This window comes from Binatus sp. (SeqCode), from assembly GCF_035272065.1.
GTDB lineage: Bacteria > Desulfobacterota > Binatia > Binatales > Binataceae > Binatus.
Map to the genome: position 1 here is coordinate 17,284 of NZ_DATEQZ010000013.1, position 26,766 is coordinate 44,049.

28 protein-coding genes are annotated in these 26,766 nt (G+C 60.3%); 15 read left to right on the forward strand and 13 right to left on the reverse strand.

What is annotated here, in order from left to right:
- The first annotated feature begins 49 nt into the window (after positions 1-49).
- The 4 genes from pdhA to VJX68_RS01780 are packed head-to-tail and all read left to right on the forward strand — an operon-like array spanning position 50 to position 4,279.
- Entirely contained in the window at positions 50-1,063 is a 1,014-nt protein-coding gene (gene pdhA / locus VJX68_RS01765) for a pyruvate dehydrogenase (acetyl-transferring) E1 component subunit alpha (protein WP_324093921.1), read from the forward strand.
- 22 nt (positions 1,064-1,085) lie between these two features.
- Complete coding sequence (locus VJX68_RS01770) at positions 1,086-2,060, forward strand: alpha-ketoacid dehydrogenase subunit beta (protein ID WP_324093922.1); 975 nt, start codon at positions 1,086-1,088, stop codon at positions 2,058-2,060.
- Positions 2,061-2,079: 19 nt separating this feature from the next.
- Positions 2,080-3,561 (forward strand): dihydrolipoamide acetyltransferase family protein, encoded by a 1,482-nt coding sequence (locus tag VJX68_RS01775; RefSeq protein ID WP_324093923.1) that lies wholly within the window; start codon positions 2,080-2,082, stop codon positions 3,559-3,561.
- A gap of 37 nt (positions 3,562-3,598) precedes the next feature.
- Positions 3,599-4,279 (forward strand): glutathione S-transferase family protein, encoded by a 681-nt coding sequence (locus VJX68_RS01780; RefSeq protein WP_324093924.1) that lies wholly within the window; start codon positions 3,599-3,601, stop codon positions 4,277-4,279.
- Positions 4,280-4,286: 7 nt separating this feature from the next.
- Here VJX68_RS01780 and VJX68_RS01785 read toward each other — a convergent pair whose 3' ends face one another.
- The 3 genes from VJX68_RS01785 to VJX68_RS01795 are packed head-to-tail and all read right to left on the reverse strand — an operon-like array spanning position 4,287 to position 9,105.
- Positions 4,287-6,680, reverse strand: coding sequence for a hybrid sensor histidine kinase/response regulator (locus VJX68_RS01785; RefSeq protein WP_324093925.1), 2,394 nt, complete (start codon positions 6,678-6,680; stop codon positions 4,287-4,289).
- Entirely contained in the window at positions 6,677-7,132 is a 456-nt protein-coding gene (locus VJX68_RS01790; RefSeq protein ID WP_324093926.1) for a response regulator, read from the reverse strand. The genes VJX68_RS01785 and VJX68_RS01790 overlap by 4 nt, the downstream gene beginning before the upstream one ends.
- The gene (locus tag VJX68_RS01795) at positions 7,129-9,105 is read right to left on the reverse strand and encodes a sensor histidine kinase (RefSeq protein ID WP_324093927.1); all 1,977 of its coding nucleotides are present in this window, start codon (positions 9,103-9,105) and stop codon (positions 7,129-7,131) included. Before VJX68_RS01795 ends, VJX68_RS01790 begins: the two co-directional genes overlap by 4 nt.
- Before the next feature lie 68 nt (positions 9,106-9,173).
- On the opposite strand from VJX68_RS01795, the gene VJX68_RS01800 reads away from it, so the two are divergent.
- The 10 genes from VJX68_RS01800 (at position 9,174) to VJX68_RS01835 (ending at position 17,307) form a co-directional block, all read left to right on the forward strand.
- Positions 9,174-9,860 (forward strand): bestrophin-like domain, encoded by a 687-nt coding sequence (locus VJX68_RS01800; RefSeq protein WP_324093928.1) that lies wholly within the window; start codon positions 9,174-9,176, stop codon positions 9,858-9,860.
- A 524-nt stretch (positions 9,861-10,384) separates the two neighbouring features.
- Positions 10,385-10,690 carry a type II toxin-antitoxin system MqsR family toxin gene (locus VJX68_RS19250; protein WP_414643445.1) on the forward strand — a complete coding sequence of 102 codons (306 nt, stop codon included), beginning with the start codon at positions 10,385-10,387 and terminating at the stop codon, positions 10,688-10,690.
- 12 nt (positions 10,691-10,702) lie between these two features.
- Positions 10,703-11,239, forward strand: a complete 537-nt coding sequence (locus tag VJX68_RS01805; protein WP_324093929.1) for a type II TA system antitoxin MqsA family protein — start codon at positions 10,703-10,705, stop codon at positions 11,237-11,239.
- 95 nt (positions 11,240-11,334) lie between these two features.
- Complete coding sequence (locus tag VJX68_RS19255) at positions 11,335-11,832, forward strand: DUF2321 domain-containing protein (protein WP_414643446.1); 498 nt, start codon at positions 11,335-11,337, stop codon at positions 11,830-11,832.
- A gap of 436 nt (positions 11,833-12,268) precedes the next feature.
- A complete protein-coding gene (locus VJX68_RS01810; protein ID WP_324093930.1) occupies positions 12,269-13,099 on the forward strand; it encodes a TetR/AcrR family transcriptional regulator in 831 nt (276 codons plus the stop codon).
- Positions 13,100-13,145: 46 nt separating this feature from the next.
- On the forward strand, positions 13,146-14,447 hold the full coding sequence (locus VJX68_RS01815; RefSeq protein WP_324093931.1) for an LLM class flavin-dependent oxidoreductase: 1,302 nt from the start codon (positions 13,146-13,148) through the stop codon (positions 14,445-14,447).
- Complete coding sequence (locus tag VJX68_RS01820; RefSeq protein WP_324093932.1) at positions 14,444-15,226, forward strand: alpha/beta fold hydrolase; 783 nt, start codon at positions 14,444-14,446, stop codon at positions 15,224-15,226. Before VJX68_RS01815 ends, VJX68_RS01820 begins: the two co-directional genes overlap by 4 nt.
- A 309-nt stretch (positions 15,227-15,535) precedes the next feature.
- Complete coding sequence (locus VJX68_RS01825; RefSeq protein ID WP_324093933.1) at positions 15,536-15,967, forward strand: hypothetical protein; 432 nt, start codon at positions 15,536-15,538, stop codon at positions 15,965-15,967.
- Positions 15,968-16,042: 75 nt separating this feature from the next.
- On the forward strand, positions 16,043-16,654 hold the full coding sequence (locus VJX68_RS01830; protein ID WP_324093934.1) for a glutathione S-transferase family protein: 612 nt from the start codon (positions 16,043-16,045) through the stop codon (positions 16,652-16,654).
- A 41-nt stretch (positions 16,655-16,695) separates the two neighbouring features.
- Positions 16,696-17,307 carry a glutathione S-transferase family protein gene (locus VJX68_RS01835; protein ID WP_324093935.1) on the forward strand — a complete coding sequence of 204 codons (612 nt, stop codon included), beginning with the start codon at positions 16,696-16,698 and terminating at the stop codon, positions 17,305-17,307.
- Between the two features lie 70 nt (positions 17,308-17,377).
- Here VJX68_RS01835 and VJX68_RS01840 read toward each other — a convergent pair whose 3' ends face one another.
- The 10 genes from VJX68_RS01840 to coxB are packed head-to-tail and all read right to left on the reverse strand — an operon-like array spanning position 17,378 to position 24,419.
- Complete coding sequence (locus VJX68_RS01840; RefSeq protein WP_324093936.1) at positions 17,378-17,848, reverse strand: DUF420 domain-containing protein; 471 nt, start codon at positions 17,846-17,848, stop codon at positions 17,378-17,380.
- A gap of 12 nt (positions 17,849-17,860) precedes the next feature.
- Positions 17,861-18,253 carry a cytochrome C oxidase subunit IV family protein gene (locus VJX68_RS01845; RefSeq protein ID WP_324093937.1) on the reverse strand — a complete coding sequence of 131 codons (393 nt, stop codon included), beginning with the start codon at positions 18,251-18,253 and terminating at the stop codon, positions 17,861-17,863.
- 45 nt (positions 18,254-18,298) lie between these two features.
- Positions 18,299-18,919, reverse strand: coding sequence for a cytochrome c oxidase subunit 3 (locus VJX68_RS01850; protein WP_324093938.1), 621 nt, complete (start codon positions 18,917-18,919; stop codon positions 18,299-18,301).
- A gap of 53 nt (positions 18,920-18,972) precedes the next feature.
- Positions 18,973-19,224, reverse strand: a complete 252-nt coding sequence (locus VJX68_RS01855; protein ID WP_324093939.1) for a hypothetical protein — start codon at positions 19,222-19,224, stop codon at positions 18,973-18,975.
- Positions 19,225-19,246: 22 nt separating this feature from the next.
- Positions 19,247-19,894, reverse strand: coding sequence for a cytochrome c oxidase subunit 3 (locus tag VJX68_RS01860; protein ID WP_324093940.1), 648 nt, complete (start codon positions 19,892-19,894; stop codon positions 19,247-19,249).
- A 13-nt stretch (positions 19,895-19,907) separates the two neighbouring features.
- Positions 19,908-20,033 carry a hypothetical protein gene (locus VJX68_RS01865; RefSeq protein WP_324093941.1) on the reverse strand — a complete coding sequence of 42 codons (126 nt, stop codon included), beginning with the start codon at positions 20,031-20,033 and terminating at the stop codon, positions 19,908-19,910.
- 8 nt (positions 20,034-20,041) lie between these two features.
- A complete protein-coding gene (gene cyoE, locus VJX68_RS01870) occupies positions 20,042-20,947 on the reverse strand; it encodes a heme o synthase (RefSeq protein WP_324093942.1) in 906 nt (301 codons plus the stop codon).
- Entirely contained in the window at positions 20,944-21,933 is a 990-nt protein-coding gene (locus VJX68_RS01875; RefSeq protein ID WP_324093943.1) for a COX15/CtaA family protein, read from the reverse strand. The genes cyoE and VJX68_RS01875 overlap by 4 nt, the downstream gene beginning before the upstream one ends.
- An 18-nt stretch (positions 21,934-21,951) precedes the next feature.
- The gene (locus VJX68_RS01880; protein WP_324093944.1) at positions 21,952-23,706 is read right to left on the reverse strand and encodes a cytochrome c oxidase subunit I; all 1,755 of its coding nucleotides are present in this window, start codon (positions 23,704-23,706) and stop codon (positions 21,952-21,954) included.
- Positions 23,707-23,750: 44 nt separating this feature from the next.
- On the reverse strand, positions 23,751-24,419 hold the full coding sequence (gene coxB, locus VJX68_RS01885; protein ID WP_324093945.1) for a cytochrome c oxidase subunit II: 669 nt from the start codon (positions 24,417-24,419) through the stop codon (positions 23,751-23,753).
- A gap of 343 nt (positions 24,420-24,762) precedes the next feature.
- Between coxB and VJX68_RS01890 the strand changes: the two genes are divergently transcribed.
- Positions 24,763-26,550 (forward strand): AMP-dependent synthetase/ligase, encoded by a 1,788-nt coding sequence (locus VJX68_RS01890; RefSeq protein WP_324093946.1) that lies wholly within the window; start codon positions 24,763-24,765, stop codon positions 26,548-26,550.
- Positions 26,551-26,766 lie beyond the last annotated feature (216 nt).

Here is a 26,766-nt window from a genome sequence, read left to right on the forward strand (position 1 = left end):
GTTGACTGCGGTTTACCCCTCTCTCCAATCGCGTTACGCTTAATCCACAATGGCGCTCGAACGCGACAAGCATACTGCTCAGCACGCGCTGCTGACCCTCCACGAGAGCCAGCTCCTCGACCTCTATCGCCGCATGACGCTCATCCGCCGTTTCGAGGAGAAGACCGCCGAGATGTACAGCCGCGGCAAAATCACCGGCTTCTGCCATCTCTACGCCGGCGAGGAGGCCGTCGCCGTCGGCTCGATATACGCCCTCAACGACAAGGACTACGTCGTCTCGACCTATCGTGAGCACGGTCACTGCCTCGCCAAGGGTGCCGAGCCGCGCGTCGTCATGGCCGAGTTGTTCGGCAAGGCGACCGGCATCTCGCACGGGCGCGGCGGCTCGATGCATCTGTTCGACCAGGACCTGCGCTTCATGGGCGGCTATGCGATTGTCGGCGGTGGATTGCCAATCGCATGCGGGCTTGCGCTCGCGGTCAGCTACAACGAAGGTCCCGAAGTCGTCTGCTGCTTTTTCGGCGACGGCGCGCTCCCGCAGGGTGCGTTCCACGAGACGCTCAACATGGCGTCGCTGTGGAAGCTGCCGCTGGTTTTCATTTGCGAGAATAATTTTTACGGGATGGGCACGCTCGTCCAGAATGCGATCAGCCAGGAGGAACTCTACCGCTTCGCCGAGCCCTACAAGATGCCGGGCGTGCGCGTGGACGGGATGGACGTGCTCGACGTTTACGGTGCCACGATGGAGGCCGTTGCGCGCGCGCGCGCCGGTGACGGCCCCTCGTTGATCGAAGCCGTCACGTACCGCTTCCGCGGCCATTCGATGTCCGATCCGGCCGAGTATCGCTCGAAGCGCGAGGAAAGAATCTGGCAAGAACGCGACCCGATTAAAAATTTGCACCGTCGCCTCCTAGCCGAGAAGCGCGCCACCGACGCGAAGCTCGACGAAGTCGAGCGCGAAGTCGCCGCGACTATAGATGATGCGGTCAAGTTCGCCGACGAAAGCCCCGAGCCCTCGATGGATGAACTCGGCAAGGGCGTCTACGCGTCCGAGGACAAGTGAGGCCACCGAACCTGAGATTAGAATGGCGCAGATCACTTACCGTGAAGCATTGAACCAGGCCCTGCGCGAGGAACTCGATCGCGACGAGCGCGTCTTTGTCATGGGCGAAGAGGTCGGCTACTTCGGCGGCGCCTTCAAGGTCACCGACGGCCTGCTGGCTATCTACGGTGAAAAGCGCGTCCGCGACACTCCCATCTCCGAACTGACTATTGTCGGCGCCGGCATCGGCGCTGCGATGGGCGGGCTCAAGCCGATAGTCGAACTGATGACTATCAACTTCGGCCTACTGGCTATGGATCAAATAGTCAATAGCGCCGCCAAAATACACTTCATGTTCGGCGGCAAGGCCAATGTACCTATAGTCATTCGCGCGCCGCAGGGCGGCGGCCATCAGCTCGGAGCACAGCACAGCCAGAGCCTCGAAGCGTATTTCCTCCACGCCCCCGGCCTCCGCGTCGTCATCCCGGCCACGCCAGCCGACGCCAAGGGACTATTGAAAACCGCAATTCGCCAGGTCGATCCAGTAATGTTCCTCGAACACGAGTCACTATACGGCGTTAAGGGCGAAGTGCCCGAGGATCCTGAGTTCATGGTTCCGTTCGGCAAGGCAAATGTAATCCGCGAAGGTAAGGATGTGACCATAGTCACTTACTCGAAGTGCGTATACGACGCGATCGCCGCCGCCGAAGCGCTCGAGAACTCCGGCATCGACGCTGAGATAGTCGATCTGCGAACCCTGAACCCGCTCGACATGGCGACCGTCGTCGCGTCGGTGAAAAAGACCGGGCACGCCATCGTCGTATACGAGGGATGGCGCACGGGCGGTGCCGGCGCTGAAATCGCCGCGCAGATTCATGAGGCCGCCTTCGACTCGCTCGACGCGCCCGTCGCTCGCGTCGCCGCGCTCGACTCTCCGATGCCGTATAACAAGCATCTCGAGCACGCTTCGCTGCCGAGCGCGGGCGATATCGTCAAAGCGGCGGAACAATTGACGTAAAAATTTTGGGCTAGAAATCATGAGCAACGAAATCACGATGCCCAAGCTTTCCGACACGATGGAGGAAGGCAAGATCCTCCGATGGCTCAAGCATCCCGGCGACAAGATCGCGCGCGGCGAGGCGATTGCCGAGGTCGAGACCGACAAGGCCGACATGGTGCTCGAGTCGTTCGAAGAAGGCGTGCTCGATCAGATCAAATTGAACGAAGGCGAGAGCGCGCCGGTCGGCGCCGTGATCGCACTGATGAAATCCGCAAGCGCGAAAGATTCCAGGGCAGAGGGCAAACCGATGCCATCTGCGGAGGCCAAACCTCTTCCGGCGGCGGCGGTGATGGAAAACCCCGGCGCCGAAGCGGCGGCGACTTCGGAGCTGCCCGTGCTAACCGCTGTAAAACCAAAGATTGCAGGAGGAAGGCAGCCTTCGGCAAAGCAGATCGCGCCGACCGCCGCCAGTGAAAAAACTCAAAAACCTAGGAAATCAATCGCGCCGGCCGCGGTCGTCACCGACGGCTCCGCGGGCGACTTGCACGTGCATCCAGCGATGTCCGCGAATCTCTCCGCCGCGCCGACCGCAATCGCCGCACCTCCGCCGCGCCCCGAGCCGTCCGCCCCTGCGGCTGACGCCGACGCGGGCGATGGCCACAAGCTTCGCGCCTCTCCGCTGGCGCGCCGCGCAGCAGAGGAGGCCGGCGTCGATCTCTCTCACGTCCGCGGCACCGGCCCCGAAGGACGAGTCACCAAGCGCGACATCGACAACTTTATCCGCGAGCAGCAGCTATTCAAGTTTCGCCGCCTCGTATCGCCGCGCGAGGGCGCGCCCGGTTCGCGCGAAGAGTTGTCCGCGATGCGCAAGACGATCGCCAAGCGGATGGCCCAGTCGAAGCGCGAGATCCCGCACTTTTACGTCACCGTCGAAGTCGCGATGGAAGACGCGGTGCGCTTGAAGGACTCGCTCGAAGCGACTGAGCTGTTCGAGGAAACCGTCACCTACAACGACATCATCGTGAAAGCCTGCGCGCTCGCTCTGGGCCGCTACCCGCGCATCAACGCAAGCTACGAGGACGAAGGCATCTTCATCCATCCCAACATCAACATCGGCGTTGCCGTCGCGGTCGAGGATGGATTGATCCTGCCCGTGATTCGCGAATGCGAGCGGCTGTCGCTGCTCGAAATCTCGCGGGCCGCGCATCGCCTCGTCGCGAAGTCGAGCCGCGGCGGTTTCACTTCCGACGAACTGTCAGGCGCGACGTTCTCGATCTCCAACATGGGCATGCTGGGCATCGAGCATTTCGCCGCGGTCATCGTTCCACCGCAGGCCGCGATTCTCGCCGTGAGCGCCATCAAGGATCGACCCGTCATCCGCAACGGCCAGCTCGCCGTCGGCAAAACCATGATGGTCACCGGCTCGTTCGATCATCGCATCGTTGACGGCGTCGTAGCCGGCCGCTTCCTGCAAGAACTGAAACGCTTTCTCGAAAACCCCTCCAGCCTCCTGCTATGAGCGAACAGATCGCCCTCTACGATTTCCACGGCTCGCCATGCGCGCGGCGTGTGCGAATCGTGATGCTCGAAAAAATCTCGAATGGGAAACCCGGCTCGTCGATCTCACGAAGATGGAGCAGAAGCGGCCGGAGTATCTCGCGCTCAACCCCAGCGGCCTGGTGCCGACTCTGGTCCACGGCGACCGCGTCATCTACGAGTCCAACGTCATCACCGAATATCTCGACGCGGTCTTTCCCGAACCGCGCTTGTATCCCGACGACCCATGGTTGTGCGCGCGCGCCAAGATGTGGCAGGCCTTCGAGCTCGCGATGGCCAAGGAATACCGCCCTTTGATGTACCTGCGAGTGATCGGTCCTATCGATCGCCAGCGCTCCAACGACGAGGTGATGCGCGACGTGCGCCGCTCGACCGACGATCCCGCGCACATCGACTGGGTCAATCGCGTGTACGACGGTACTGCCGTAAGCGAGGATGAAGCGACGCTGCTGGCAAGCCAGCTCTACCAGCGCATCGATCATATCGAGCGCGAACTCTCCGGCGAGTTCCTGCTGTGCGATCGCTTCTCGATCGCCGACATCTCAGCGTATCCGCGAGTCGCGATGTATCCGATGGTTGGGCTGGCGCTCGAGCCCGCGAAGTATCCGCGCACGACGCGCTGGATGTCCGCGATGGCGCAACGCCCTTCGTTCAAGCGCAGCGAACGCGTTCGCCCCTGACTGACCACTACCCCGAGGTGAGGATGTGGTCGAGCTTGCGGTGCACCCAGGCGTCCACCTTGTTTGCGAGCGCGTCCAGCTTTACGGGTTTGCTCAGATAGTCGTCCATTCCGGCATCGAGGCATCGGGCGCGATCGTCTTCCGTCGCGTGCGCGGTCAGCGCGATTACCACACTGTGCCGAGCGTCCCCTTCGCGCCGTCTAATCTCGGCGACTGCTTCGTAACCGTCCATCTCGGGCATCTCACAGTCCATCAGGACGATATCGCAGCCGCCGCTCGATACGATCTCCACTCCTCGCTGCGCGCAGTCGGCGATTTCCGCCGTATAGCCGAGGGCCGAGAGCTGCTTCGCCCCGATAGTTCGATTCACGAGATTGTCGTCCACCAACAACACCCGCACCGCCTTGCGCCATTGCGGCTGTTCATTGCCAATCGGCCGGGGCGGCGCGGCCGCGATTTTCTCGACGCCTACGCGACCGGTACTTCCGCATAGCTCCAGGATACAGCTGAACAGGTGCGACGGACGCACTGGCTTCGTAATCCACGCATCCACGGCTTCGCTTGCACTCCTGCCACCGGTCTCCGCGCTGAACATGATCACCTTGCTATGTCTTCCGCCGAAATGATCCTTGATTGCGCGCGCGAGTGTTAGCGCGCCCATGTCAGGTGTCTGTTCATCGATAAGCACCACGACCTGCCTCTCGCCGCCGGCGGTCCACCGTTTCAGTATCGCGAGCGCTTCGGCCCCGCCGCCGACCGCCGCGTTCTCAACCCCCCATGACGTCAGGTATTCGGAAATGACTTGACGAAGGGCCGGACTGTCGTCGACGACCATCGCGCGCATCGCCTTGAAGCATGAGATTGCGGTTGCACTCATCCAAGGATGAACAATCTCCGATCCTCTTCCGAACCGCGCCGTGAAATGAAAGTTCGAGCCACGTTCGGGCGCGCTTTCAAATCCGATTTCGCCTCCCATTTGTTCGATCAGCTTGGCCGCGATCACCAGGCCGAGTCCGGTGCCGCCGAAGCGTCGGCCGGTCGAGCCTTCCGCCTGGACAAACGGCTGAAACAAGCGCGCCTGCGCCTCGTCCGGAATTCCAATCCCCGTGTCCACGACCTCGAACCGCACCAGCGCGTGGCCGGCCGTGCTTTCCACAGTGCTTGCCCGGACTGTCACGTCGCCTCGCTCAGTGAATTTGATCGCGTTCGCCACCAGGTTGTTGAGAATCTGGCGCAGCCGGCTCGGATCTCCCCGCAGACCGGTCGGCACATTTGCGTCCACGTACAAGGCAAGCTCGATCCCTTTGGCGCGAGCAGCCACCGCAAAGGAATCGATTAGATTCTCTGTCAGCTCGACGAGATCAAAGTCGAGTTTCTCCAGCTCGACCCGGCCGGCCGCCAGTTTCGAGAAATCGAGGATGTCGTTGACGATTGTCAGCAGCAGCTCGCCGCTTGAGCGAATGATCTCTGTCAGGCGGCGCTGCTCGGCAGTCAAATCGGAACGCGATAGCAGCTCTCCCGTGCCGATAATTCCGGCCAGCGGCGTGCGAATCTCGTGGCTCATGCTGGCCAGGAACTCCGAGCGCATACGCGCCGTCTCGAGTGCAAGGTCGCGCACCCGATCGCGCGCGCGATTGGCTTCGTCCTCGGCGCGCTTGCGGTAGGTGATATCCACCAGCACGCCCTCGTAATGTGCAACCTTGCCGGCCGCGTCGTAAACCGCGCGCGCACTCTGTTCGCACCAGATGACGCTGCCGTCGGGCCGCCGTATCTCCATCTCGAAGTTTTTGACGACTCCCACCTGATCGATGATGGCCTTGAGCCGCACCCGCTCCTCCTGCCGCAACCATACCTCCGCGAGGTTCACACGTGTGGGACTGCTGCCTGCCTGAAATCCCAGCATCTCGATCAAAGTCGGATTGAACTCGAGCAGGTCTCCTTCCGGTGAAATCCTAAACAGTTCCACCGGCACGCGATCGGCGAGACTGCGGTAGCGGGCTTCGGCGCGGTTGCGCTCGGCTCGCACTTCATAATCCCGCAGCTCGCGCTCGACCGCGAGCGGCAGCCGCGCCAGGTTGCTCTTCAGAACGTAGTCATCAGCGCCGCACTTCATGGCCTCTACGGCCACTTCCTCGCCCACCGTGCCCGAGACCAGGATGAACGGCACGTCGAGTCCAGCCTTCTGCAGCATCTTCAACGCGGCCAGCCCGGTAAAGCGCGGCATCGAGTAGTCCGCGATGACGATGTCCCAGTTCTGTTCTTCGAGTGCCCTCCGCATCGCCTCCGGCGTGTCGACGCGATGATAGGTCAGAAAGCAGGCGCCCCGGCGGAGCGCCCGAACCGTGAGCTCCGCATCATCCGGCGAGTCCTCGACGATCAGGACGCGCCGCGGCTGGCTCACGAGCCGTTCCGAAGATCGGCGGAAGGCCGCTCGTTCAAGACGAGCCAGTAGAGGCCGAGTTGCGACACGGCATCGACGAAGTGCTGAAAGTCTACGGGTTTGCGGACGTAACTGTTGGCGCCCAGGCCGTAGCCATTGACGATGTCCTGTTGCTCTTTGGAGGAAGTCAGAATGACCACTGAGAGCAGCTTCGTCCTCTGGTCTGTTCGCAACCGCTTCAACACCTCGAAGCCGTCCACTTTGGGCAGCATCAGGTCCAGCAGAACCAGCTCCGGCTGAACGGTAGTGTCACGGTCCGCGTATTGCCCCGTGCCGAACAGGTAGTCGAGCGCCTCGACCCCGTCGCGCGCGACTACGATCTTGTTGGTGATGTTGTTCTTCTTGAGCGCGCGCAGCGTCAGCGCTTCGTCGTCGGCGTTGTCTTCCACTAACAGGATAATTCGATCTCTCATTTTCTGCTCTCCTGACTGTTTTTGAGCGTGAACGAAAACGTCGCACCCTTGCCCTCCGCGCCATCAGCCGAAACTCGCCCCCCGTGGCGATGAACGATCCGCTGCACCGTCGCCAGTCCCACGCCGGTGCCGGGAAAATCCGCTGCGGCATGAAGCCGCTGGAAGGCGCCAAACAGCTTTTCGCAGTAGGTCATGTCGAAGCCCGCCCCATTGTCGCGCACGAAGTAGGCCGTCTGTCCATTTTTTTCCGCAGCTTCGAACTCGATCCTCGCCTGCTCACGCTTGCCGGTGAACTTCCATGCGTTGCCGAGCAGGTTTTCGAGCACCGCCCGAAGCAGACGCGAATCTCCATGACCCACGACGTGCTCCTGCACTACGCACTCGACGTCGCGATTCGGCTCGCCCCTGCGAAGCTCGGAAAGGATGACGTTGACCAACGCGCTCAGGTCCACCGGTTGCGTGCGCATCTCGCTGCGGGTGACGAACGCGAGTTTCAGCAGGTCGTCGATCAGCTGGGCCATGCGCTGAGTGGCCGCCCGGATTCGCCGCAGGTGTGCGTTGCCCTGCTGGTCGAGTTTATCGGCGTAATCCTCAATCAGGGCCAAGCTGAAACCGTCAATACTGCGCAGCGGCGCGCGCAGGTCGTGCGAAACCGAATAGGAGAAGGTTTCGAGCTCCTTGTTGACGACTTCGAGTTGCACTGCATGCCGCCGCTCGGATTCGTTCAGTGCCCGCATTTCGTCCTCGGCGCGCTTGCGCTCGGTGATGTCGCGGATCGCGCCGGAGACGAGGGTGACTTCGTCAGTCTCGATCGGGCTCAAGCTGATCTCAATTGGAAACTCGGTACCGTCTTTGCGCAGGCCGTAGAGCTCCAGGCCGGAGCCCATGGAACGCACCTTGGGGTCCCTGAAGTATCCCGCGCGATGCTGCGGATGCTTGTCGCGAAATCTCTCGGGCATCAGCACCTCGACCGTATTGCCGAGTAACTCCGCGCGCGCGTATCTGAACAGCTTTTCGGTCTGCGCATTGACCAGCGCAATGCGGCCGTCCCGGCCCACGATCACCATCGCGTCCGGGGCTGACTCGAGCAACGCACGGAACTTCTCTTCGGCAATCTTGCGCTCGGTGACGCGGGCCAATTCCGCCTGGCTGAACATGAGAGCCTTGGCGGCGTCCGACAGCCGCCTCCTGGTCAAGAGGGCGTAGCCGCCGAGTGTCATCAGCCATACGATGATGAAGCTGCCGCCGATTGCCAGGACGGTCACGCTGTCCCGCGACGTCACGCGAGCACGTGCGGTGCGTTCTCTCATTGGGCCCCGTTCCGTCGCAGACATTTGGTACAATTCCTCGAGTAATTGGAAAATGGCCGCACTCAGCGCGACAGCCTCCGACCCCCTGATGGACTGCGCTTGGTCGGAGGTCCGAGACGCCCGAGTAATGTTCTGCGAGAGTGCCGTTATTTGCCGCCCGATCCGATCGAATTGATCGAGTCGATTCTGCTGGGACGCGTTATCCACCGTCAGGGCCCGAAGTACGTGGGACTGGCGGTCGAGTTTCGCGATCATGTCGTCAACCTTGCCGAGGTCTTTCAGATCGCCGCTCTCGTAGTAGTCCTGAATCGCCGAGAGCGCCGAGAGCGAATATCCTCGCGCCTCTTCCAGCGCGTCGAGAACGCTCTGCGTGTGAGTTATCCAGCCGTTCCAGGCGTAGGACTCGTTCGCGTCTCGATCGGCGTTCCAGCCGATTGCAGCCGCGGCAACGACAGCCACGGCAAAGCCGAACCATAGAAACCTGTCAATCAGGCTCCGTTTCGGAAGCTTGTCGTGGCTCACGGATTGCACCTTCTCACTTCGCCGCCGCTCTCCTTCCACCCCGATGATCCCAAGAACCATGCCGCGCGATTTGGATAGTCGTGGCTCGCCGCAATCGAACCGAGGGACGAAATGGCGGCGATTGGATGGCGGCGGCGGCATAAAAATGGCGCGCCGTAGTTGAATGAGGGTGATGACAACCTCGCTCACTCGATGCTCTAATTCAGTGCATGATCGTCAACTGGATTTATAACAATCCAACCTGGCTCTGGGGCACCATCCTGATCGCGATCTTTATCGCGGCGGCATGCGGCGGCCTGCTGATCTTTCATCGATTGGTCCACGTCAAGTTGCGCCGGGCTCACAACGATCTGGCCGGGTTCACCTTTGCAATCGTCGGCGTGCTGTACGCAGTTCTGCTGGCATTCATCGCGATCGCCACGTGGGAATCTTTCAGCCGGGCGTCTGACATCGTCGAGAACGAATCGGACTACGCCGGCGGGATGTATCTCGATACCGCGGGCTTGCCTGACGCGAAGGGACAGGAGATTCGCGACGCGTTGGCGAAGTACGTCAGCGTCGTCGTCGACGTCGAATGGCCGATCCAGAGGACGGGAGTGACACCCGACCAGGGATGGAAGCCGCTGCGTGACCTCGCCACCGCGATCGCCACGATCCACCCGCAGACCCAGGGCGAAGCGGTAATCGAGGCCGAGTTGCTCAAAACATGGAACCTGCTTTACAACGCTCGCAGCGCGCGGCTGTCGGCGGTGCAGGGGCACATCCCGGGCGTCATCTGGGCGATCGTATTTTTCGGCGCGGCGATAACGACCGCCTATACCTATCTCTTCGGCTACGAAAACTTTGGCATGCACCTGGCGATGACCGCCACGCTTGCCGCAACGCTCGAATCGTGATGATCATAGCTCTGGATTGGCCGTTCCGCGGCGAGATAAGCGTTTCGCCGGACCCCTTCATAATGACGCAGCAGTCGTGGGCCGAAGCGCCAATCGATAAGCGATAAGAGCGGTCGATTCCAAAGGTCGATTGGCCGGGAAGGAGCAATTCATACCACCTGTTGTGCCCCATCGCGGTAATGACCCCATCGGTAGCTTCGTTCCGTAATTTTTGTGTTTTCTCGGCGCGGCGAGCCGGCGCGGTGAAAGCGCGGGCAGTTCGGTTGCGGGCGAGGGCTGGGCAGTATGGAGTGTCTTGAGTGTTGTCCATACCGTTAGGTGTAGCACGCCGGGCGCGAAAGGGTCAGGCTGAACAGTTCATCCCTGAACTTCCGAATGGTTGATGCGATGGTAGCATCGTGCTAACCTACGCCTTTGTAGCATGGTGCTACCAATGAAATCAGGGAGTGACACAATTTATGCAGAAACGCTTACTTTTTCTTACAGCAGACTTTTGCCCGGGTTTCACTCGGTAGGGATCTCAGATGAGTCCCACGTATTCGCTCGAAGAGATAAAGTCGAGTTTGAGCGATGGAAAGTACATTCTAACGATCAGTGGATTGCAGGGCGCTCTTCAAATGAGCCTCTCGGCCGAAGATGTGGTCGATTGTGTTTGCCAAGAGTTGAGGGATTCGCATTTCTACAAAACGATGCCGGCGGAGAAGGTCTCAGGTCTGTGGCAGGATGTCTACCGTTTGTGGTTTCGTGGCAAGAGGGTTTACCTGAAGGTTCAGATAAATGCTCGGGGAAAGGCGGTAATCATCTCCTTCAAAGAGGACACGAGCCCCTGAACGAACCAATCTATGACGCCGCCGCACGGGGCTGCTTTTGCCCCGGCGGCGCCTAGATTCAAGGTAATTGTATTCCAATTAATCATGATGGTGAAGAATAATATTGTTTGTGAGGTGTGTTCGTCGGAATCAGCAGGGAAGGTCTCTGAGAGCTTCCGGGCGAGCTATAATCAAACTTTGGTGGTCCTCCCCTCCGTTGAGATGTATAGCTGCAGTCAGTGCGGCGAAAAGTTCTTCACACCAGAGCAGGCAAAACATGTAGGCAAGGCGGTTCGTGTCGTGGTTCGCGAGCAGTTGGGTTTACTCGGTCCTGAGAGAATTGTTGAGATTAGACGGAAATATGGTCTCTCGCAGGAGCGATTAGAAGCCTTGCTGAGCCTTGGCTCGAAAGTCGTTACGCGCTGGGAGACCGGGCGGGTCCTTCAGACTAAGCAAGCGGACGATCTTTTGCGCCTCATCGACAAAGTACCAGGTGTGATCGATGTGTTGCGAGAGATCCGCGAGGAGTCCGGTCATAGCCGCGGATCACACCGTTCCGCACTGGTCTGATCTCGTGTTGATTGCCGGTTTCTGAGGGCTGAGAGTAATCGGTTTTCTCTCGAGTATCTCCGCGAGAGGGGAGGAGAGATCTGATGACCAGTTGGATGGATGAAAACGAACGGGATGAGCGGCGGGATGTCGCGCTGATCTGCACAGCTGGCCATGTGATCAATCCGAGCTTCCGCTCTCGACCACAGTTCAACACGAATTTTTGCGAGATTTGCGGGAGTGCGGCAACAAATCAGTGTGATTCCTGCAAAGCACCGATTCCGGGTGCAATGCCCCTAATTGCTATGTCGAAGCAAAACTACCTTAAGCCATACTGTGGGAACTGTGGTGTGGCTTATCCGTGGACTCGACTAGCGATCGATGAGACTCGCAAGCTCGCGTTAGAGACCGTTGAACTCTCTGACGCTGAGCGAAACGCTCTCGTCGAAAGCGTTCCAAGTCTGTTTAGAGAAGGCCCCGGCACTCCGGTTGCGATCGCACGGTTTAAACGGGTCACCTTAAAGGGAGGCAGGAAGTTCCTATCCGATGGGCTCAAGCACATACTTTACACCTTGGCCGCCGAGGGTGCGCGGCGCCAAATCTGGGGTCCGTGAGTGCAGAGCGAGGAAAATAGGACTCAGCGCAGGGAAAGAGATCCGAGGTCCCTCGACTCCGGCAACCTCCTCTCGGGATGACGGAAGGAGAGCATTAGGGGGTATCGTAAATCGCGCGTGGAAGATGCGCGCTGAAGTCTCCGTCACCGCGCCGGGTGCGCGGCCTCTCCTTGGCAGAGGCCAGGAAGGAGCCGGGATTCTTGGCTTCGCTCTAGAATGACACGGAAGGAATTCTAACAGGCGGCAAGGCCGCATCTACTCTCTCCTGATACTAAGAGTGGTCACCCCTGCTGAAACCCACGGCGGGTTTCGCATTCAATTGAGTGATTTACCCTTCCCCTCGGCGCCGTTTGACAGTTCGCCCGCGATCACGCTATGAGCTTGAGTTCATAATTCATAATATGAATCTGCATTCATTCAGGTGCTGCGCGGGTAGATGAGCGTTCAGGAACGGCATCGGCGCGAGCGGCAGGCGCGGGGGCAGGCTATCCTGACTGCGGCCGCCAAAGTTTTCGCCAAGCATGGGCTGGAAGGCGCGACTATCGAGATGGTTGCGCGCGAGGCCGAAGTGGCAGTCGGCACGATCTACCTTTACTACTCTTCGCGCGACGATCTTTACCTGAATCTTATCGCCGACCGCGCCGCGCAGCTTCGCGGCCGCTACCTTGAGATTTTCGCGCGCCGGCTCGAACCGCTCGGCGAGCTGAAGGCGATCGCGTCCGCCTACCTGGACTATCTGCGCGAATCGCGCGAGATCTTTTTGTCGCAGCATTCGGTGGTTTACGCGCAGCTGCACAAACGGCTCAAGCGGCAATCCGAGCTGCGCAATTTTCAGCGCGTGATGGAATTGAGCCACGAAATTTTTGGACTGTGGGAAGGCACGATCAGGCGCGCGTTTGAAGGCGGCGTTATCGCCAACTCGATGGGGCCCAAGAAGACCGCCGCGGTCGTCTGGGCCAGCATGAACGGCGCGTTCATGCTGATGGGCGGCGGCAATTTTTTTCGCGACGTCACCGGGCTCAACCCCGAGCATTTTCTCGACGAGGCGCTCGAGTCGCATCTGGCCGCTTCGCAGCTAGGTGTGCGAAGAAAAGCGAGCAGAAGCAGAATCTTAAATCGCGCGGGAACTAAATCCCGCGCTGCACAAGGACCCTCACCTTCATCCTCTCCCTTACAGGGAGAGGAGAAGAGCGCGGATCGCAGATCGCGCGCACGGACTAGCGGGGAATCAAATTTAGGAGAGGTCGACGTCCATCCGTCGGCGTAAAGGCCGCGGCGAGAGACGAGTAACGATCGCAAAAGGAGAACGATTTATGAAGTTTACCTGGTTCCATCTGATGCCGTATCGGTTCCTGCCCGCGGATTTCAAGGAGAAGTATCGCAGCGTGTGGGTCGATATCCCGCGCGACTTGTACGATCCGAAAGTAGGGCACCGGCTCTACAATGACTACCTCGATCAGCTCGAATACGCAGACGCGATGGGCTTCGACGGGCTGGGCGTCAACGAGCATCATCAGAATGCGTACGGCCTGATGCCGTCGCCGAATATTATGGCGGCGGCGCTCAGCCGACGGACGCGCAATGCCAGCCTGGTCGTGCTCGGCAACTCGATCGCGCTCTACAATCCGCCGATTCGCGTCGCCGAGGAATCCGCGATGCTCGACGTGATCTCGGGCGGGCGCCTGGTCGCGGGCTTCCCGGTCGGCACCTCGATGGATACCAACTTCTGCTACGGCGAAATTCCCGCGACGATCCGCGAGAAGTACTACGAGGCTCACGACCTGATCATCAAGGCGTGGAAAGAGAAGGACGTGTTCTCGTTCAACGGCAAGTACACCAAGCTGCGTTACGTCAACCTGTGGCCAAAGCCGATCCAGCAGCCGCATCCTCCGATCTGGATTCCCGGCGGCGGCTCGGTCGAGACCTACGACTTCTGCGCCGACCACGATTACCAGTACAGCTTCCTTTCCTACTTCGGGTACATCGCAGGCAAAAAGGTCGCCGACGGCTATTGGGAAGTGATGGCGAAGAAAAAGAAGGAGCTGAATCCCTACAGCCTCGGCTTCGCGCAGGTCGTCGCGGTTTCCGAGACCGATGAGCAGGCGGAGAAGGACTACGCTCCGCACATGGATTACTTCTACAACCGATGCCTGCACGTCTATAACGGCTTCGCCGACGCTCCGGGCTACCGCACGGTGAGGACGATCAAGGCCGGAATCCTCGGCCAGGTCGGCGACCGGGCGGCCTTGCAGCGCGAAGGCCTCAAGTGGAAGGACTTCATCGAGCAGGGCTACGTGATCGCGGGCTCGCCCAAGACGGTGCGCGAGCGTTTGCGCGAGGCGATGAAGTCGCTCAACTGCGGGCATTTGATGATGCTGATGCAGATTGGCTCGATGCCGCCGGAACTAGTCCGCAAGAGCACCAACCTATTCGCGACCGAGGTCATGCCGCACATGCGCGACCTGTGGAGCAACTTCGAGGACAAATGGTCGCCCAAGCGGATGCCGCAAAATGAGATCGCGATGCCGGCACCCGTCCATTTCCAGAAGACCGAAGTAAACGGCAAGGCGCGCGCGGCCGCGGCGGCCTCGACGGAGGTCCGGAGCGCGAAATGAACACGACTCAGAAACTTCTAAACGGTAAGTTCTCGCTCGAGATGCAGGTGTATGGGAGCGGCGAGCCGCTCCTGTTCATGCACGGCGCCGGTGGCCTGATGCCGGTCGAGCCGTTCCTCGAGGAGCTCGGCAAGAATTTCAAAGTCTACGCACCGCAATTCCCGGGCTACGGCGAATCCACCGGCAACGAGTATATCGATGATATCGCCGACGCGGTGCTCTTCTATCACGAGCTGATGGATGAACTCGGCATTCCGACTGCCAACATCGTCGGCCATTCGATGGGCGGGATGCTTGCGGCTGAGGTCGCGGCGTTCGACGTGCATCGCGCCAGGAAGCTCGTGCTGATAGCGCCGGCCGGTTTCTGGATCGACGAAGTGCCGATCCCTGACTTCTTCGCCGCGCAGCTCACCGAGATCGCGCCGCTGTTGTTCCACGATCCCAATTCGCGGGCGGCGCAAATGATGACCGCGATCCCGACCGACTTCAAAGCGCTCGAAACGATTTACGTCGAGCGGGTGAAGCGGCTTGCGACGGCCAGCAAATTCCTGTGGCCGATTCCTGACCGCGGCCTCAAGAAGCGTGCGTACCGGATTCAGGCGCCGACGCTGCTGCTGTGGGGCGACGACGACAAGCTGATTCCGCCGGCCTACGCGAAGGAGTTCACGAGCCGGATCAAGAACAGCAAGCTCGAGTTGATCAAGAATGCGGGACACATGGTGATGTACGAGCAGCAGGAGGCGCTGGTCGGCGCGATCCGGAAATTCCTGAAGGGGTAACAAACACAGAAAGCAGAATCTTAAATCGCGCGCGAAAGATGCGCGCTGGACAAGGACCCTCACCTTCATCCTCTCCCTTGCAGGGAGAGGAGCCAGACGGCCGGAGCATCGACGCTCCGGCCGGTTTGTTTTCGGAGCCCTTGATCGAAGGGAGCAGCGCGAGCGCCTGATCTGTCATCCTTTCCCTGCGCTCGCGTTGCTCGCTTCGTTCTGGATGACACCCCTGTCTTGCGCGCTTCGCTCAGAATGACACTAGATCTCTTGCTTCACGGCTTGAATCTGATTGCGCACGCGACTAGCTTCCCGCGCATGGCAGATCAAACGCCGCAATCCGCTCGCGCGCCGCGTGGATGGTTCCTTACCGTGATGACGGTGCTGTTTCTCCTGCTCGCGCTTTCCGATTTCACCAAGGCGTTTCAATTCGCCAACAATCCGGCGATCGGTGGCCTGGTGGTCCTTGGGCACAAATTCCACGGCGTCGCGCACAACCTCGTGCTCGGCCCGATCTTCGGCATCGTACTTCTCATCTACGCCTTCGGCATCTGGAACATGCGGGCGTGGGTACTGCCGCTCTCGATCGTCTATGCGTTCTACGTGCCAGTGAACATGGTCATGTTCTGGTCGCTGCACCAACTGCCGCCTCCGACGGTGGGCTTCATAGTGATGTATCTGTTCCTTTCGCTGACCGGCTCGGTCGGCACCGCGATCTATCTCGCCTATCATCGCGAACGTCTCAACTGACGTTCGCGCGCGCGATGAAAGCGAGAGAATTTGTAGGTTGACCCGAACTTTGATGAGTTTTAAATTGCAACTACTATGAAGATTTACGATTTCGCTTTCGCTCCTAATCCTCGACGGCTCAGAATTTTCGTAGCGGAAAAGGGACTCAAGATCCCGCTCGAGCAGGTCGACATCTTTGCCGGCAAGAATCGCACGCCCGAGATGCTCGCCAAGAATCCCGCGGGCGGTCTGCCGGTGGTCGAACTAGACGACGGCAGCTGCCTGGCCGAGTCGGTTGCGATCTGCCGCTACCTTGAAGGGCTGCATCCGGAACCCAACATGGTGGGCAAGAACAGCCGCGAGCAAGCCGTCATCGAGATGTGGAACCGGCGAATCGAGTTGGGCCTTTTTGCCGCTGCCGGGCGCGCGTTCCAGCACACGAATGAGCTGTTCAAGGCGCGCATCAAACAATTTCCGGAATATGGCGCGACGCAGCGCGAGGCCGCGGCGCAGCAGCTTCAATGGCTCGACGCGCAAATCGGCAACAAGCCATTCATCGCGGCCGATCGCTTTACAATCGCGGATATCACCGCCGAGGTCGCGGTCGATTTCGCTGCGCAAGCGGCGGGCGTCGCGGCGGACCCTGCGCTCAAAAATCTTGCGCGATGGTATGAGTCAGTATCGAGTCGTCCAAGCGCAAAGGCTTGACGGTTGACGGGAGCGTCGCACAGTTTTAAATTGCAACCACTATGAAAATTTACGAATTCACCCAGGCTCCGAATCCACGCCGCGTGCGCGTCTTTCTCGCGGAAAAAGGCATCAACAATGTTCCCTTCGTGCAGGTCAACCTCGCGACCGCGGACAATACCAAACCCGAGTTCCTGAAAATGAATCCGATGGGCCGGGTACCGGTGCTCGAACTCGACGACGGCACTTATATCGCGGAGTCGGTGGCGATTTGCCGCTACTTCGAGGAGATCAAGCCCGAGCCGCGCCTGATGGGCGTCGATGCGAAGGACAAGGCCGTCGTCGAGATGTGGAACCGGCGGATGGAGTTCGAAATATTGTCGAATACAGCGGGCGCGTTCCGCAACACCAGCGATTTCTTCAAGGGGCGCATTCCGCAGGTCAAGGAATACGGCGAGATTTGTCGAAACGCCGCGGTCAAACGCCTGGAATGGCTCGACACGGTGCTGGCGGATCGCGAATTCATCGCGGGACCGCGCTACACGATCGCGGACATCACGGCGCTCATCGGAATCGATTTCGGGCGCACTACCGGAATCAAGATCCAGGAGAATCAGAAGAACCTCGCGCGGTGGCATCAGGCGGTATCGAGCCGTCCGAGCGCGAAGGCGTAGCGCAGATTCGTATCACCGAAGAGTAATTGAGGACTGGGGCGGTTCGCATGGAAGCTGACCGCCCCGTTTTTTAGCGTGAGGCGGACTGCGCGTACGCCGTTGCCGGCATCGGATAGATCGGCGTGTACATTTGGTAGCACATCAGGTAAACGATCACGCCCGTTACCGAGACGTACATCCACAGCGGCCAGGTCCATCGCGCGATTCGGCGGTGGCGCGGGAAGTTGCCGCGGAGCGCGAACACAATCGTCGTGAGCGCGAGCGGCACGATCACCCCGGCCAGGATTACATGCGGGATCAGGATCGCGAAATAGAGCGAGCGGACCCATCCTTGGCCGCTGAAGCGCACGTTGCCAACGTTGTAGTGATAGACGAGGTACGACGTCAGGAAGACGGCGGAGAACCCAACCGCGCTGAGCATGCATGCGCGATGCGCTCGCACCCGGCCGTTCTTGATGAAGATGAATCCTGCCAGCAGCAGGACGGTGGCGCATCCGTTGAGGAAGGCGTTGAGGGGAGCCAGCGAATGGTAAGAATCCAATCGATCGCCAAACTACGGCGTTTGCATCGGCGGCGGCGCGACTGGATTCGCACCCATCTCAGCGGCATTCGTCACCGGCCTGGGATGGTCGAACCTGGTCCACATCCGCGACGTGAGATCGGGCAGCAGCATGAAGCATAGAAACGTGACGAGTAGGACCGGGGTGATCGCGATGATCGCAAGCCCCCGCCGCTCCATCGCCAGATGCATGAAGTACATCGCCACCAGCACGGCTTTCGCCCACGCCAGCGCGACCAGCAGACCGACCTTGGCGACTTGCGGCAGTCCCATCGCATAAACGCCCAGCTCGATCGCGGTCAGAATCGCCAGGTAGATAAAAACCGCAATGTAGTTCGGCCCGCTATGTTCGGCTTCGTGTCCTGAAATCGCAGCTTGCGTCGTCATGGTTTGAATTTCATCTCCAGCCGGTAGTCGTTGAAAAGCTGCTCCCTAAATCAAGTAGATGAACGTGAAGATCAGGATCCAGACCAGGTCGACGAAGTGCCAGTACAGGCCGGCGACCTCGACCAGGTTCGCTTTGGCCGGCGTCAACTTGCCCGTGATGCCGCGAATCAGCAGTACGCTGTTGTAAACGACGCCGCCGAAGACGTGACAGCCGTGAAAGCCGGTCAGGATGAAAAAGGTCGCGTCGAACAGGTCAACCTTGATCGACATCCCTTTTAATTCGATCAGGTGGTGCCACTCGAACGCCTGCATCCCAAGGAATGTCAGGCCACCCAGAACGGTTAGCGCCATGAAGTTGCGATACTTCGTCATCTTGCCGGTCTGGATGGCGCCGAGCGCCTCGACCATCGTGACGCTCGAGCAGATCAGGATGAACGTCATGATCGCGGTGGTGGTGATGCCGAGATATGCGGCAGGCGACGGCCAGTTGGGATTGCCGATGCGCAGCGCGCCGTACGCGGCGATGGCGGCGCCGAAGGTCATCGCGTCGCCGGCCAGGAAGGTCCACATCCCGAGCTTGCCGAGATTTCCCGGCGTCAGCGACGGTTCCAGCTGATCACGCACCGCGCCGTGATCGTGAGTATCTACTGCAGCAGCCTCGCTCATCGCGACCATCCTCTTCGGGGCAAATAGCTATAGTCAGTGTTCATTTGAGATGACTACTTCGTAGGTGATTTCCGTTCCTGACGCTGCGACCGGCGATAGACGAAATAAGTAACGCCGCCGATTGCGGCGAACGAGACGTACGGCGACATCAGCATGAACAGCACGCTGGTCTTGTAGGCGTTGGACGCGTGATCGCCCTCCGACAGCCCACAGGTCGCGCACGCGTTTGCGAGTTGCGGAGCGGCCGCGACAATCGCACTTACGATCGCCGTCGCCGCAGCCTTGAGCTTTGTACCTTTAATCATCACCTTCACTCCACGCGCCAAACTACATTAGATATACCAGTCCAAACAGCAGCGGCCACACCGCGCAGACGAAATACCAGTACACGGCGCATAGCTCAATCCCATGAGCGTTACGGGCGTTGTACCTGCCGCCCATCGCGAGCCATGCGACGCACGCGAGCCAGATGACGCCGGCGGTCACGTGCGCGCCGTGGCATCCGATCAGCAAATAAAAAGTGCCGCCGTACGCACCGCTGGAAAGCTTGAGGCCGTGCGCGACCAGTCGCACCCATTCGCTGCCCTGCACGGCGAGAAACGTCACTCCAAGCGCGAGCGTTGCCAGCAGATAGCGGCGGGTCAGGCGCTGGCGGCTGCGATGCACCCCGCGCAGCGCGAGTGTCATCGTGAGCGCGCTCGACAGCAGCACGAAAGTGTTCACCCAGGTAACCGCGATCGGCAGGCGCGGCAGGGCGGGCGGCGGCCAGAAGGCGGCCTGCAGGCGAAAGATCAGGAATGAGCCGATGAGCCCGCTGAAGAGCATCATCTCCGACGCGATCAGCATCATGATCGCGAGCATCCCGCTGCTGATGAAGGGACGCTCGCGCTGATCGCCGCTCGCGCCGGAGTCGGACGAGCGGCCGCGGCGGACTGGCGCCACCAACGGGCGAACTTTCACTGTCGATGCTGTCACGCCAAGCGCCATATCAATGATGCTTCACTATGATCGTCACGATTGAGACTGTTACCAGGAAGACCATCACGCCGATTAGTATTTTCAGCGTCCGCCAGTTTTCCTCTTTGCGCTCTTCGCGCGTTACCAGAGTAGCCATTCGAATACTCACACGCGATCCAGCACGAGTACTAACAACACTATGGGCAAATAAACTAACGACGCGAGCAGCAATCGTCGCGCCGCCTTGGAATTTCCGGGCGAACGCACCATCGCCACTCCAAATGCCAACATCCAGACGCCAAGCGCGGCGGCGATTATCATGTACGGAATTCCGGCAAAACCGAGCATGGTCGGGACGATTGCCACGGCGATGAGTCCGAGGCTTCCCGCGATGACGATCGGATTCGACGCATTTCCGCCGCGCGCATTGTCTTGCGGAAGCAGGTGGATGCCAGCGCGTTCGTAATCGGAGCGATAGAGCCGCGCAACTGCCATCGTGTGCGGCAACTGCCACAAGAACATGATCGCAAACAGTACTATCGGCTCCCAGCCAAGCCCGCCGCGCGCTGCGGCCCATCCCGCCACGGGAGGGAGAGCGCCGGGAATCGCGCCGACGATGTTGCACATCCAGGTGTAGCGCTTCAGCGGTGTGTACACGCCGAGGTAAACAATCGTGATCGCGGCGGTCACCGTGGCGCAGAGCAGGTTCGTCGCGAGCGTCAAGTAGATGAGGCCCGCCGCAGTCGCAATCACGCCAAACGTCAGCGCCTCGGCCGGGCGCATCCTCACGTCGGGCAGCGGGCGATGGCGCGTGCGCTCCATGATCGCGTCGATATCGCGCTCGACGTACTGATTGAGCGCGAGCGTCCCGCCTGCCGCAAGGGCAGTACCCGCCAGCAGATTCAGCGCGAGCGTAACATCGAAGTCCGTGCGTCCGCCGAGATAGAAACCGGCAAGCGTCGTGACCAGCACCATCAGCACGACGCGCGGCTTGGTCAGCTCGAAGTAATCGCTCACGCGGCCACGGGGCAGCGTCAGCGCGGATTCGGCGATCGCGACTTTGCTGCTCACGCGGTCACCTGCCGTTCGACTACGCGCGAACCTGTGTGCGACTCGATCGCATGCGTGCGATTCGGTACACCGAGAATGCGATATGCGCGGAGCGTTAGTGTCAGGCTGGTCGCCAGGACCGCCGCGCCGACCGCGACGTGGCTGGTCGTCGGGATCACCGCGCGGCCGCTCCAGATTGTGATCGCACCGAGACAAATCTGCACGATCAGCAGCAGGAACAGGCCGAGCGCGGGACGGCGAAGGGCGACAACGTCGCGATGCGTTCGCAATACACGGGCGACCGTCCATAAAATCATCGCGGTGACGACGACGGCGCCGCATCGATGCGCAAAATTAACCGCGATGTACTCGTTCCAGTACGGCGGCACCAGGTAGCCGAACGAAAGCGGAAAATCGGGGATCACCAGCCCAGCGCTCATGTGGCGCATCAGAGCGCCGACGAGAATTTGCATATAGATGATAGCGGTGGTCGCTGCCGCGAGCGCCGGCAGCGGGATTCGTGACGGCGGATCGTCGACGTGTGGGGTCGTGTCCCAGTGCGGATTAGTGAAGATCGCGATCGACACCATCAGGCAGAATAGCGCCTGCGCCGTGGCGGCGTGCGTGACCGCAATCGCCAGCGGCAATTCGAACAGTACGGTGATTCCGCCGAGGACGGCCTGCACGATGATCAGTCCGAACGCGAGCATAACGAGCTTGCGGACCCATTGCCGCGGCTCCGCGCGCCACGCCCACGCCATCAGCACGAGCGTGAGAACAACGACGGTTCCGGCGGCGAGGCGATGGCCAAATTCGAAGCGGATGCCGCCCTGCCACGCTGGAATCAGTTTGCCGAATGCCAGCGGCCAGTCGGGAACGGCGAGCGCGGAGCCGGTCGAGGTGACGAGTCCGCCGACGAAGATGAGGCAAAAAGTGGCGCCGGCCGTCAGCACCGCAAAGCGATGCAGTCCGCGCGCTTTCTCAACCTCAGTTGGCGACTGATTCATCACTAGCTATTGGACTGACTAGTCCGCCGCAGCCGTCGAGTGTTCGAGCAACTGCGATTGCGGCAGGAAGTCCTCCGCGACCTCAGGCGAGCTGTACTCGTATGGTCCACGATAAACGATGGGCACCGGCCCCAACCAGTTGCCGTGTGGCGGCGGCGACGGCGCCGTCCACTCCAGAGTATTCGCGTTCCACGGATTCTCGGTGGCCTTAGCGCCCTTGTAGGCGCTCCAGATGATATTGGCGAGGAACAGGAACTGCGCGGCGCCAAGCACGAACGCGCTGATCGAAATAAATTCGTTGATCGGAATGATCGGCTTCAGGAAATCGTACTGCTGCGGGTTGTAGATACGGCGCATGTGTCCGGCCATCCCGAGGATGTGCATCGGGAAGAACGTGCAGTTGAACGCGACAAACGTGATCCAGAAATGAATCTTGCCGAGCCTCTCGTTCATCATGCGGCCGAACATCTTGGGGAACCAATAGGTAACGCCCGCGAAGATGCCGAACAGACTGCCGCCGAACAGTACGTAATGAATATGCGCGACGATGAAGTAAGTATCGTGGATGTACATATCCACGGGCGTGCACGCCATCCAGATTCCCGACAGCCCGCCGATGACGAACATCGCGACGAACGCCAGCGCGTTATCCATCGCCGCCGTGTAATGGATGTTGCCCTTGTAAAGGGTGCCGAGCCAGTTGAACGTCTTAATCGCTGATGGCACTCCGATTATCATCGTCGTGATCATGAAACTGCCGCCGAGCAGCGGATCCATCCCCGACACGAACATGTGATGGCCCCACACGATCCAGGAGAGGCCCGCGATCGCGATCATCGCATACGCCATCGCGCGGTATCCGAATATCGGCTTGCGCGAAAAGGTCGCGATAACGTCGGAGGCGATCCCCATCGCGGGCAGGATCATGATGTAGACCTCGGGATGCCCGAAGAACCAGAACAGATGCTGCCACAGCAGCGGCTCGCCACCGCCCGCGGGCAGAAAGAAATGCGTGCCGCCCAGGCGATCGAACAACAGGAGCGCGAGCGCCGTCGTCAGCACCGGCAGCGCGAGCAGCAGCAGAATCGCCGTGATGAACAACGACCAGATCACAAGCGGCAGGCGAAAGAAGTACATCCCCTTGGTGCGCATGTTGATGATCGTCGTGATGTAGTTGATCGAGCCCATCAGCGACGACGCGCCGAGCACGATGATGCTGATGCACCATAAATTCTGGCCCCAATCGACGCCGGTGTAGATTGGCACGGCGCTAAGCGGCGCGTACGACGTCCAGCCCGCGGCCGCAGGTCCACCGGTTACGAAGAACGAGGAGAGCATGATCACGCCCGCTACCGCGCCGACCCAGAACGACAGCATGTTCAGCTTGGGGAACGCCATGTCGCGCGCGCCTATCATCAGCGGGATGAGGAAGTTGCCGAAGCATCCGACCAGGATCGGCATCACCACGAAGAAGATCATGATGGTGGCGTGCATCGTGAACATCGCGTTGTAGGTGTTGGGAGGGATCGCACCTTCGTACATGAAAGGCTCGGGCACCCAGGCAAATCCGGGAACGGCGGTTTCAGGAAACGCGAGTTCCCACCGCATCAACATCGCCATCAGGCCGCCGATCGACATCATGAACAGCGCCAGGAACAGGAACTGGCGCGCGATCATCTTGTGATCTTCGGAAAAAATGTACGTGCGCCAAAAGCCGAGCGCATGATGCTCCGCGTGGGCGCCGTGTACCGCAACCGCTGCCGTGCTGCTCATCTTCGACTAGCTCCTCCGTGCGACGTAGCCGGCGAATGCGGGCTTTACTTGTTTTGCGAATACTGGTCTTTGAGCCACTTGTCGAAATCCTCTTGCGACTGCACCGTCAGGTTGCCCTTCATCCCCGAATGCCCGAAGCCGCACAGCTGCGAGCACGGAATTTCGTATTGCCCGGTTTCGGTCGCCTCGAACCAGACGTGAATGATGCGGCCGGGAACAGCGTCCTGCCTCAGACGCATATTCGGAACGTAAAAACTGTGGATGACGTCCTTCGACGTCAGATCGATCCGCACCACCTTGTTCACTGGCACGTGCAACTCGTTCTCGATCGTGAGGTCGTCCTTGGTGCCGAATTTGCCGTCGGGCCCCGGGTAAGTGATTTCCCAGTTGAACTGCTTTCCACTCACCTGGTAGAACACGTCGCCCGGCGGCCCATGCTCCTTGATATCGGCCCAGGTCGAGCGGCTCATAAATGCCAGGATGATCAAGATCACCGCAGTCGCCGTGGTCCATATGATCTCGAGGCGCGAATTGCCTTCGATATACTCCGCCTTGCGTCCGGGCCGGGTGCGATAGCGAATCATGAAGGTCACCATCGCGATCATCACCGCCACCCAGACGACCAGTACCAGCCAGAAGATGATCTCGAAAAGAAGGTCTATCTTCGGACCGAAGGTCGAGATGTCGTGCGGAAAATACATGTACTCGAGCATCGAAGCGTCACCTCTGCGCTATCAACGTGCAATGCCGGACGAGCGTTCGCCGCGCCGATCAAGGCGGCCGATGCAACGTGCCGACACCTTCCGATTCATGAATTTGGTGCGATTATGCCTGTCAGTGCCACGATTAGTGAAATGAAAAATCCTTGTCCACCGCCGCAACCCGCGCTTAACTAACGCCGACATGACGCTCACATTTCGGCAGCAAATTCAAGCGCTTCGCGGTCGCAGGATAGCAAGAGGCGCGGCTGCGGCAAACAGGCGCGGGCGCGCGATTGGCGGCAACAAATCTTTGGGCTACAAGGGCTAGTTGAGGAATAGGAGGTCTTGGTTTGTTATGCCTGATCGCGTGGCGACCCTTTCCCAAAACTTCGAGGCGCAGGCGCAGAAGTACGGTTCGCGCGCGTTCCTGAAAGACAAGCGCGACAAGGTCTGGACTGACCACTCGTGGACCGAAGTTTCCGAGGCTGCCGGCAAGCTGCGCGCCGGCCTACTGGGCCTCGGCGTGCGCCCCGGCGATCGCGTCGCAATCATGTCCGACAATTGCCCCGAGTGGATCGTCGTCGATCAGGCCGTGCTCGGGCTCGGCGCGATCGTCGTACCGCTCTACACGACCAGCGGCCTCGAGGAGACCGCGCACGTCATCAGCGACTCGGGCGCGAAAGTGATCGCGGCGAACGGTCCCGAGATGGTCAAGAAAATTCTCGGCCTCAGCGCCTCGATTCCCGACGTCGCCGCAATTGTCGCGATGCACAGTGGCGCGGAATCCGCGCCCGCCGCTAACGGAACGCCCGCAGTCATGAGCGCGGCGTCGGTAAGCGGCGACGCGCCCGCGGCCATCGTCGAGGGGAGCGGCGACGACCTCGCGACGATCATCTATACGTCTGGCACTACGGGCGTGACGAAAGGGGTGATGCTCTCGCACGGCAACCTGCTGGCTAACTGCGAGGACGCGCTCGCCGCACTTTTGCTCAACGACACCGACATGACGCTGTCGCATTTGCCGATCGCGCATTCGTTCGAACGGACGGCGGGCTATTACACGGTTGCGATGGCGGGAGGGACCATCGCGTTTGCCGAGAGTCTCGGGCAGATCGCATCGAATCTCACCGAGGTCGAGCCGACCGTCGTGCTCACAGTGCCGCGCCTGCTCGAAGTGATACACAGCCGCGTGATGCGCACGGTCGAGACCTCGCCGCCGATGCGTCAACGGCTGTTCAAAATGGCTCTTACAGCGGGCGAGCAAGCAGCGGAATATCGGCATCGCGGGAAGCCGGTGCCACCCCTGCTGGCACTCTCGATGGCGCTGTTCAGGCGGCTGGTCTTTGCCCGGGTCCGCGCGATTTTCGGCAGCCGGATCCGCTACCTGATTTCCGGCGGCGCGCCGCTGCCGACTGAGATCAATCGCTTCCTGTCCGCCGCCGAAGTTCCAATCGTCGAAGGCTACGGCCTGACCGAGGCGGCTCCCGTCGTCGCATGCAATCTGCACAACGGCAAGACTCGAATCGGCACGGTGGGGTTGCCATTGAAGCGCATCCAGGTGGAAACCGCCCCCGACGGGGAGTTGCTGCTGCGCGGGCCGAACATAATGAAGGGCTACTACAAGCTCGAGGCCGAGACGAAGGAAGCGATCGACGAAAACGGATGGCTCCATACCGGCGACATCGCAAAGATCGACGTTGAGGGATACATCTCGATCACCGACCGCAAAAAAGAAATCATCGTGCTGTCGGGCGGCAAGAATGTCTCGCCCGCATACGTCGAGGGTAAGCTGGTCGGCGACAAATTCATCAGCCAGGCATGCGTGATCGGCGACCGCCGCAAACACCTGTCGGCACTGATAGTCCCCGACTACGAAAACCTCGTCGATTTCCTCAAAGAGAACAACCTCGACCCCAAGAACGCCGACGCGCTCGCAAAATCGCGCGAGCTGAAGACTCTACTGCAAACCCGGATCCGCGAGATCAACAAACAACTGTCAGATGTCGAAGCAGTCGCCTCATTCACCGTCATCCCGCAACCCTTCACCCAGGAAAATGGCGAGCTGACGCCGTCACTGAAAATCCGCCGCAAGGTAGTGCAAGCGCACTTCCAGCAGCAGATCGATTCAATGTACGGCGACTAATCGTACGCGGGGCTCCTCGCCCCGCACCCCCGGCAGGGGTGACCCCTGCACCCAGTGAAGGGTCTGGCCGCGGGAACGCTTCGCGTTCACGCGCCAGCCGCGGCAAGATACTTCGACGCCTCTTCCCAAAAAAACTTCCTCAGGCGCGCGAAGCGCGCCGCATCTTCTCTTTGTGTAAATACCGGGTGCAGGGGTCACCCCTGCCGAGGGTGCGGG

Coding starts and splice junctions, on each gene's coding strand:
- VJX68_RS01825 (WP_324093933.1), top strand. CDS start 15,536: ATGGCAGATCAAACGCCGCAATCCGCTCGCGCGCCGCGTGGATGGTTC.
- VJX68_RS19255 (WP_414643446.1), top strand. CDS start 11,335: ATGGATGAAAACGAACGGGATGAGCGGCGGGATGTCGCGCTGATCTGC.
- VJX68_RS01855 (WP_324093939.1), bottom strand. CDS start 19,224: ATGATTAAAGGTACAAAGCTCAAGGCTGCGGCGACGGCGATCGTAAGT.
- VJX68_RS01800 (WP_324093928.1), top strand. CDS start 9,174: ATGATCGTCAACTGGATTTATAACAATCCAACCTGGCTCTGGGGCACC.
- VJX68_RS01820 (WP_324093932.1), top strand. CDS start 14,444: ATGAACACGACTCAGAAACTTCTAAACGGTAAGTTCTCGCTCGAGATG.
- VJX68_RS01790 (WP_324093926.1), bottom strand. CDS start 7,132: ATGAGAGATCGAATTATCCTGTTAGTGGAAGACAACGCCGACGACGAA.
- VJX68_RS01795 (WP_324093927.1), bottom strand. CDS start 9,105: ATGCCGCCGCCGCCATCCAATCGCCGCCATTTCGTCCCTCGGTTCGAT.
- VJX68_RS01890 (WP_324093946.1), top strand. CDS start 24,763: ATGCCTGATCGCGTGGCGACCCTTTCCCAAAACTTCGAGGCGCAGGCG.
- VJX68_RS01835 (WP_324093935.1), top strand. CDS start 16,696: ATGAAAATTTACGAATTCACCCAGGCTCCGAATCCACGCCGCGTGCGC.
- VJX68_RS19250 (WP_414643445.1), top strand. CDS start 10,385: ATGAGTCCCACGTATTCGCTCGAAGAGATAAAGTCGAGTTTGAGCGAT.
- VJX68_RS01775 (WP_324093923.1), top strand. CDS start 2,080: ATGAGCAACGAAATCACGATGCCCAAGCTTTCCGACACGATGGAGGAA.
- VJX68_RS01815 (WP_324093931.1), top strand. CDS start 13,146: ATGAAGTTTACCTGGTTCCATCTGATGCCGTATCGGTTCCTGCCCGCG.
- VJX68_RS01780 (WP_324093924.1), top strand. CDS start 3,599: ATGCGCGCGGCGTGTGCGAATCGTGATGCTCGAAAAAATCTCGAATGG.
- VJX68_RS01805 (WP_324093929.1), top strand. CDS start 10,703: ATGACGCCGCCGCACGGGGCTGCTTTTGCCCCGGCGGCGCCTAGATTC.
- pdhA (WP_324093921.1), top strand. CDS start 50: ATGGCGCTCGAACGCGACAAGCATACTGCTCAGCACGCGCTGCTGACC.
- coxB (WP_324093945.1), bottom strand. CDS start 24,419: ATGCTCGAGTACATGTATTTTCCGCACGACATCTCGACCTTCGGTCCG.
- VJX68_RS01875 (WP_324093943.1), bottom strand. CDS start 21,933: ATGAATCAGTCGCCAACTGAGGTTGAGAAAGCGCGCGGACTGCATCGC.
- VJX68_RS01880 (WP_324093944.1), bottom strand. CDS start 23,706: ATGAGCAGCACGGCAGCGGTTGCGGTACACGGCGCCCACGCGGAGCAT.
- VJX68_RS01865 (WP_324093941.1), bottom strand. CDS start 20,033: ATGGCTACTCTGGTAACGCGCGAAGAGCGCAAAGAGGAAAACTGGCGG.
- VJX68_RS01770 (WP_324093922.1), top strand. CDS start 1,086: ATGGCGCAGATCACTTACCGTGAAGCATTGAACCAGGCCCTGCGCGAG.
- VJX68_RS01850 (WP_324093938.1), bottom strand. CDS start 18,919: ATGAGCGAGGCTGCTGCAGTAGATACTCACGATCACGGCGCGGTGCGT.
- VJX68_RS01845 (WP_324093937.1), bottom strand. CDS start 18,253: ATGACGACGCAAGCTGCGATTTCAGGACACGAAGCCGAACATAGCGGG.
- VJX68_RS01810 (WP_324093930.1), top strand. CDS start 12,269: ATGAGCGTTCAGGAACGGCATCGGCGCGAGCGGCAGGCGCGGGGGCAG.
- VJX68_RS01830 (WP_324093934.1), top strand. CDS start 16,043: ATGAAGATTTACGATTTCGCTTTCGCTCCTAATCCTCGACGGCTCAGA.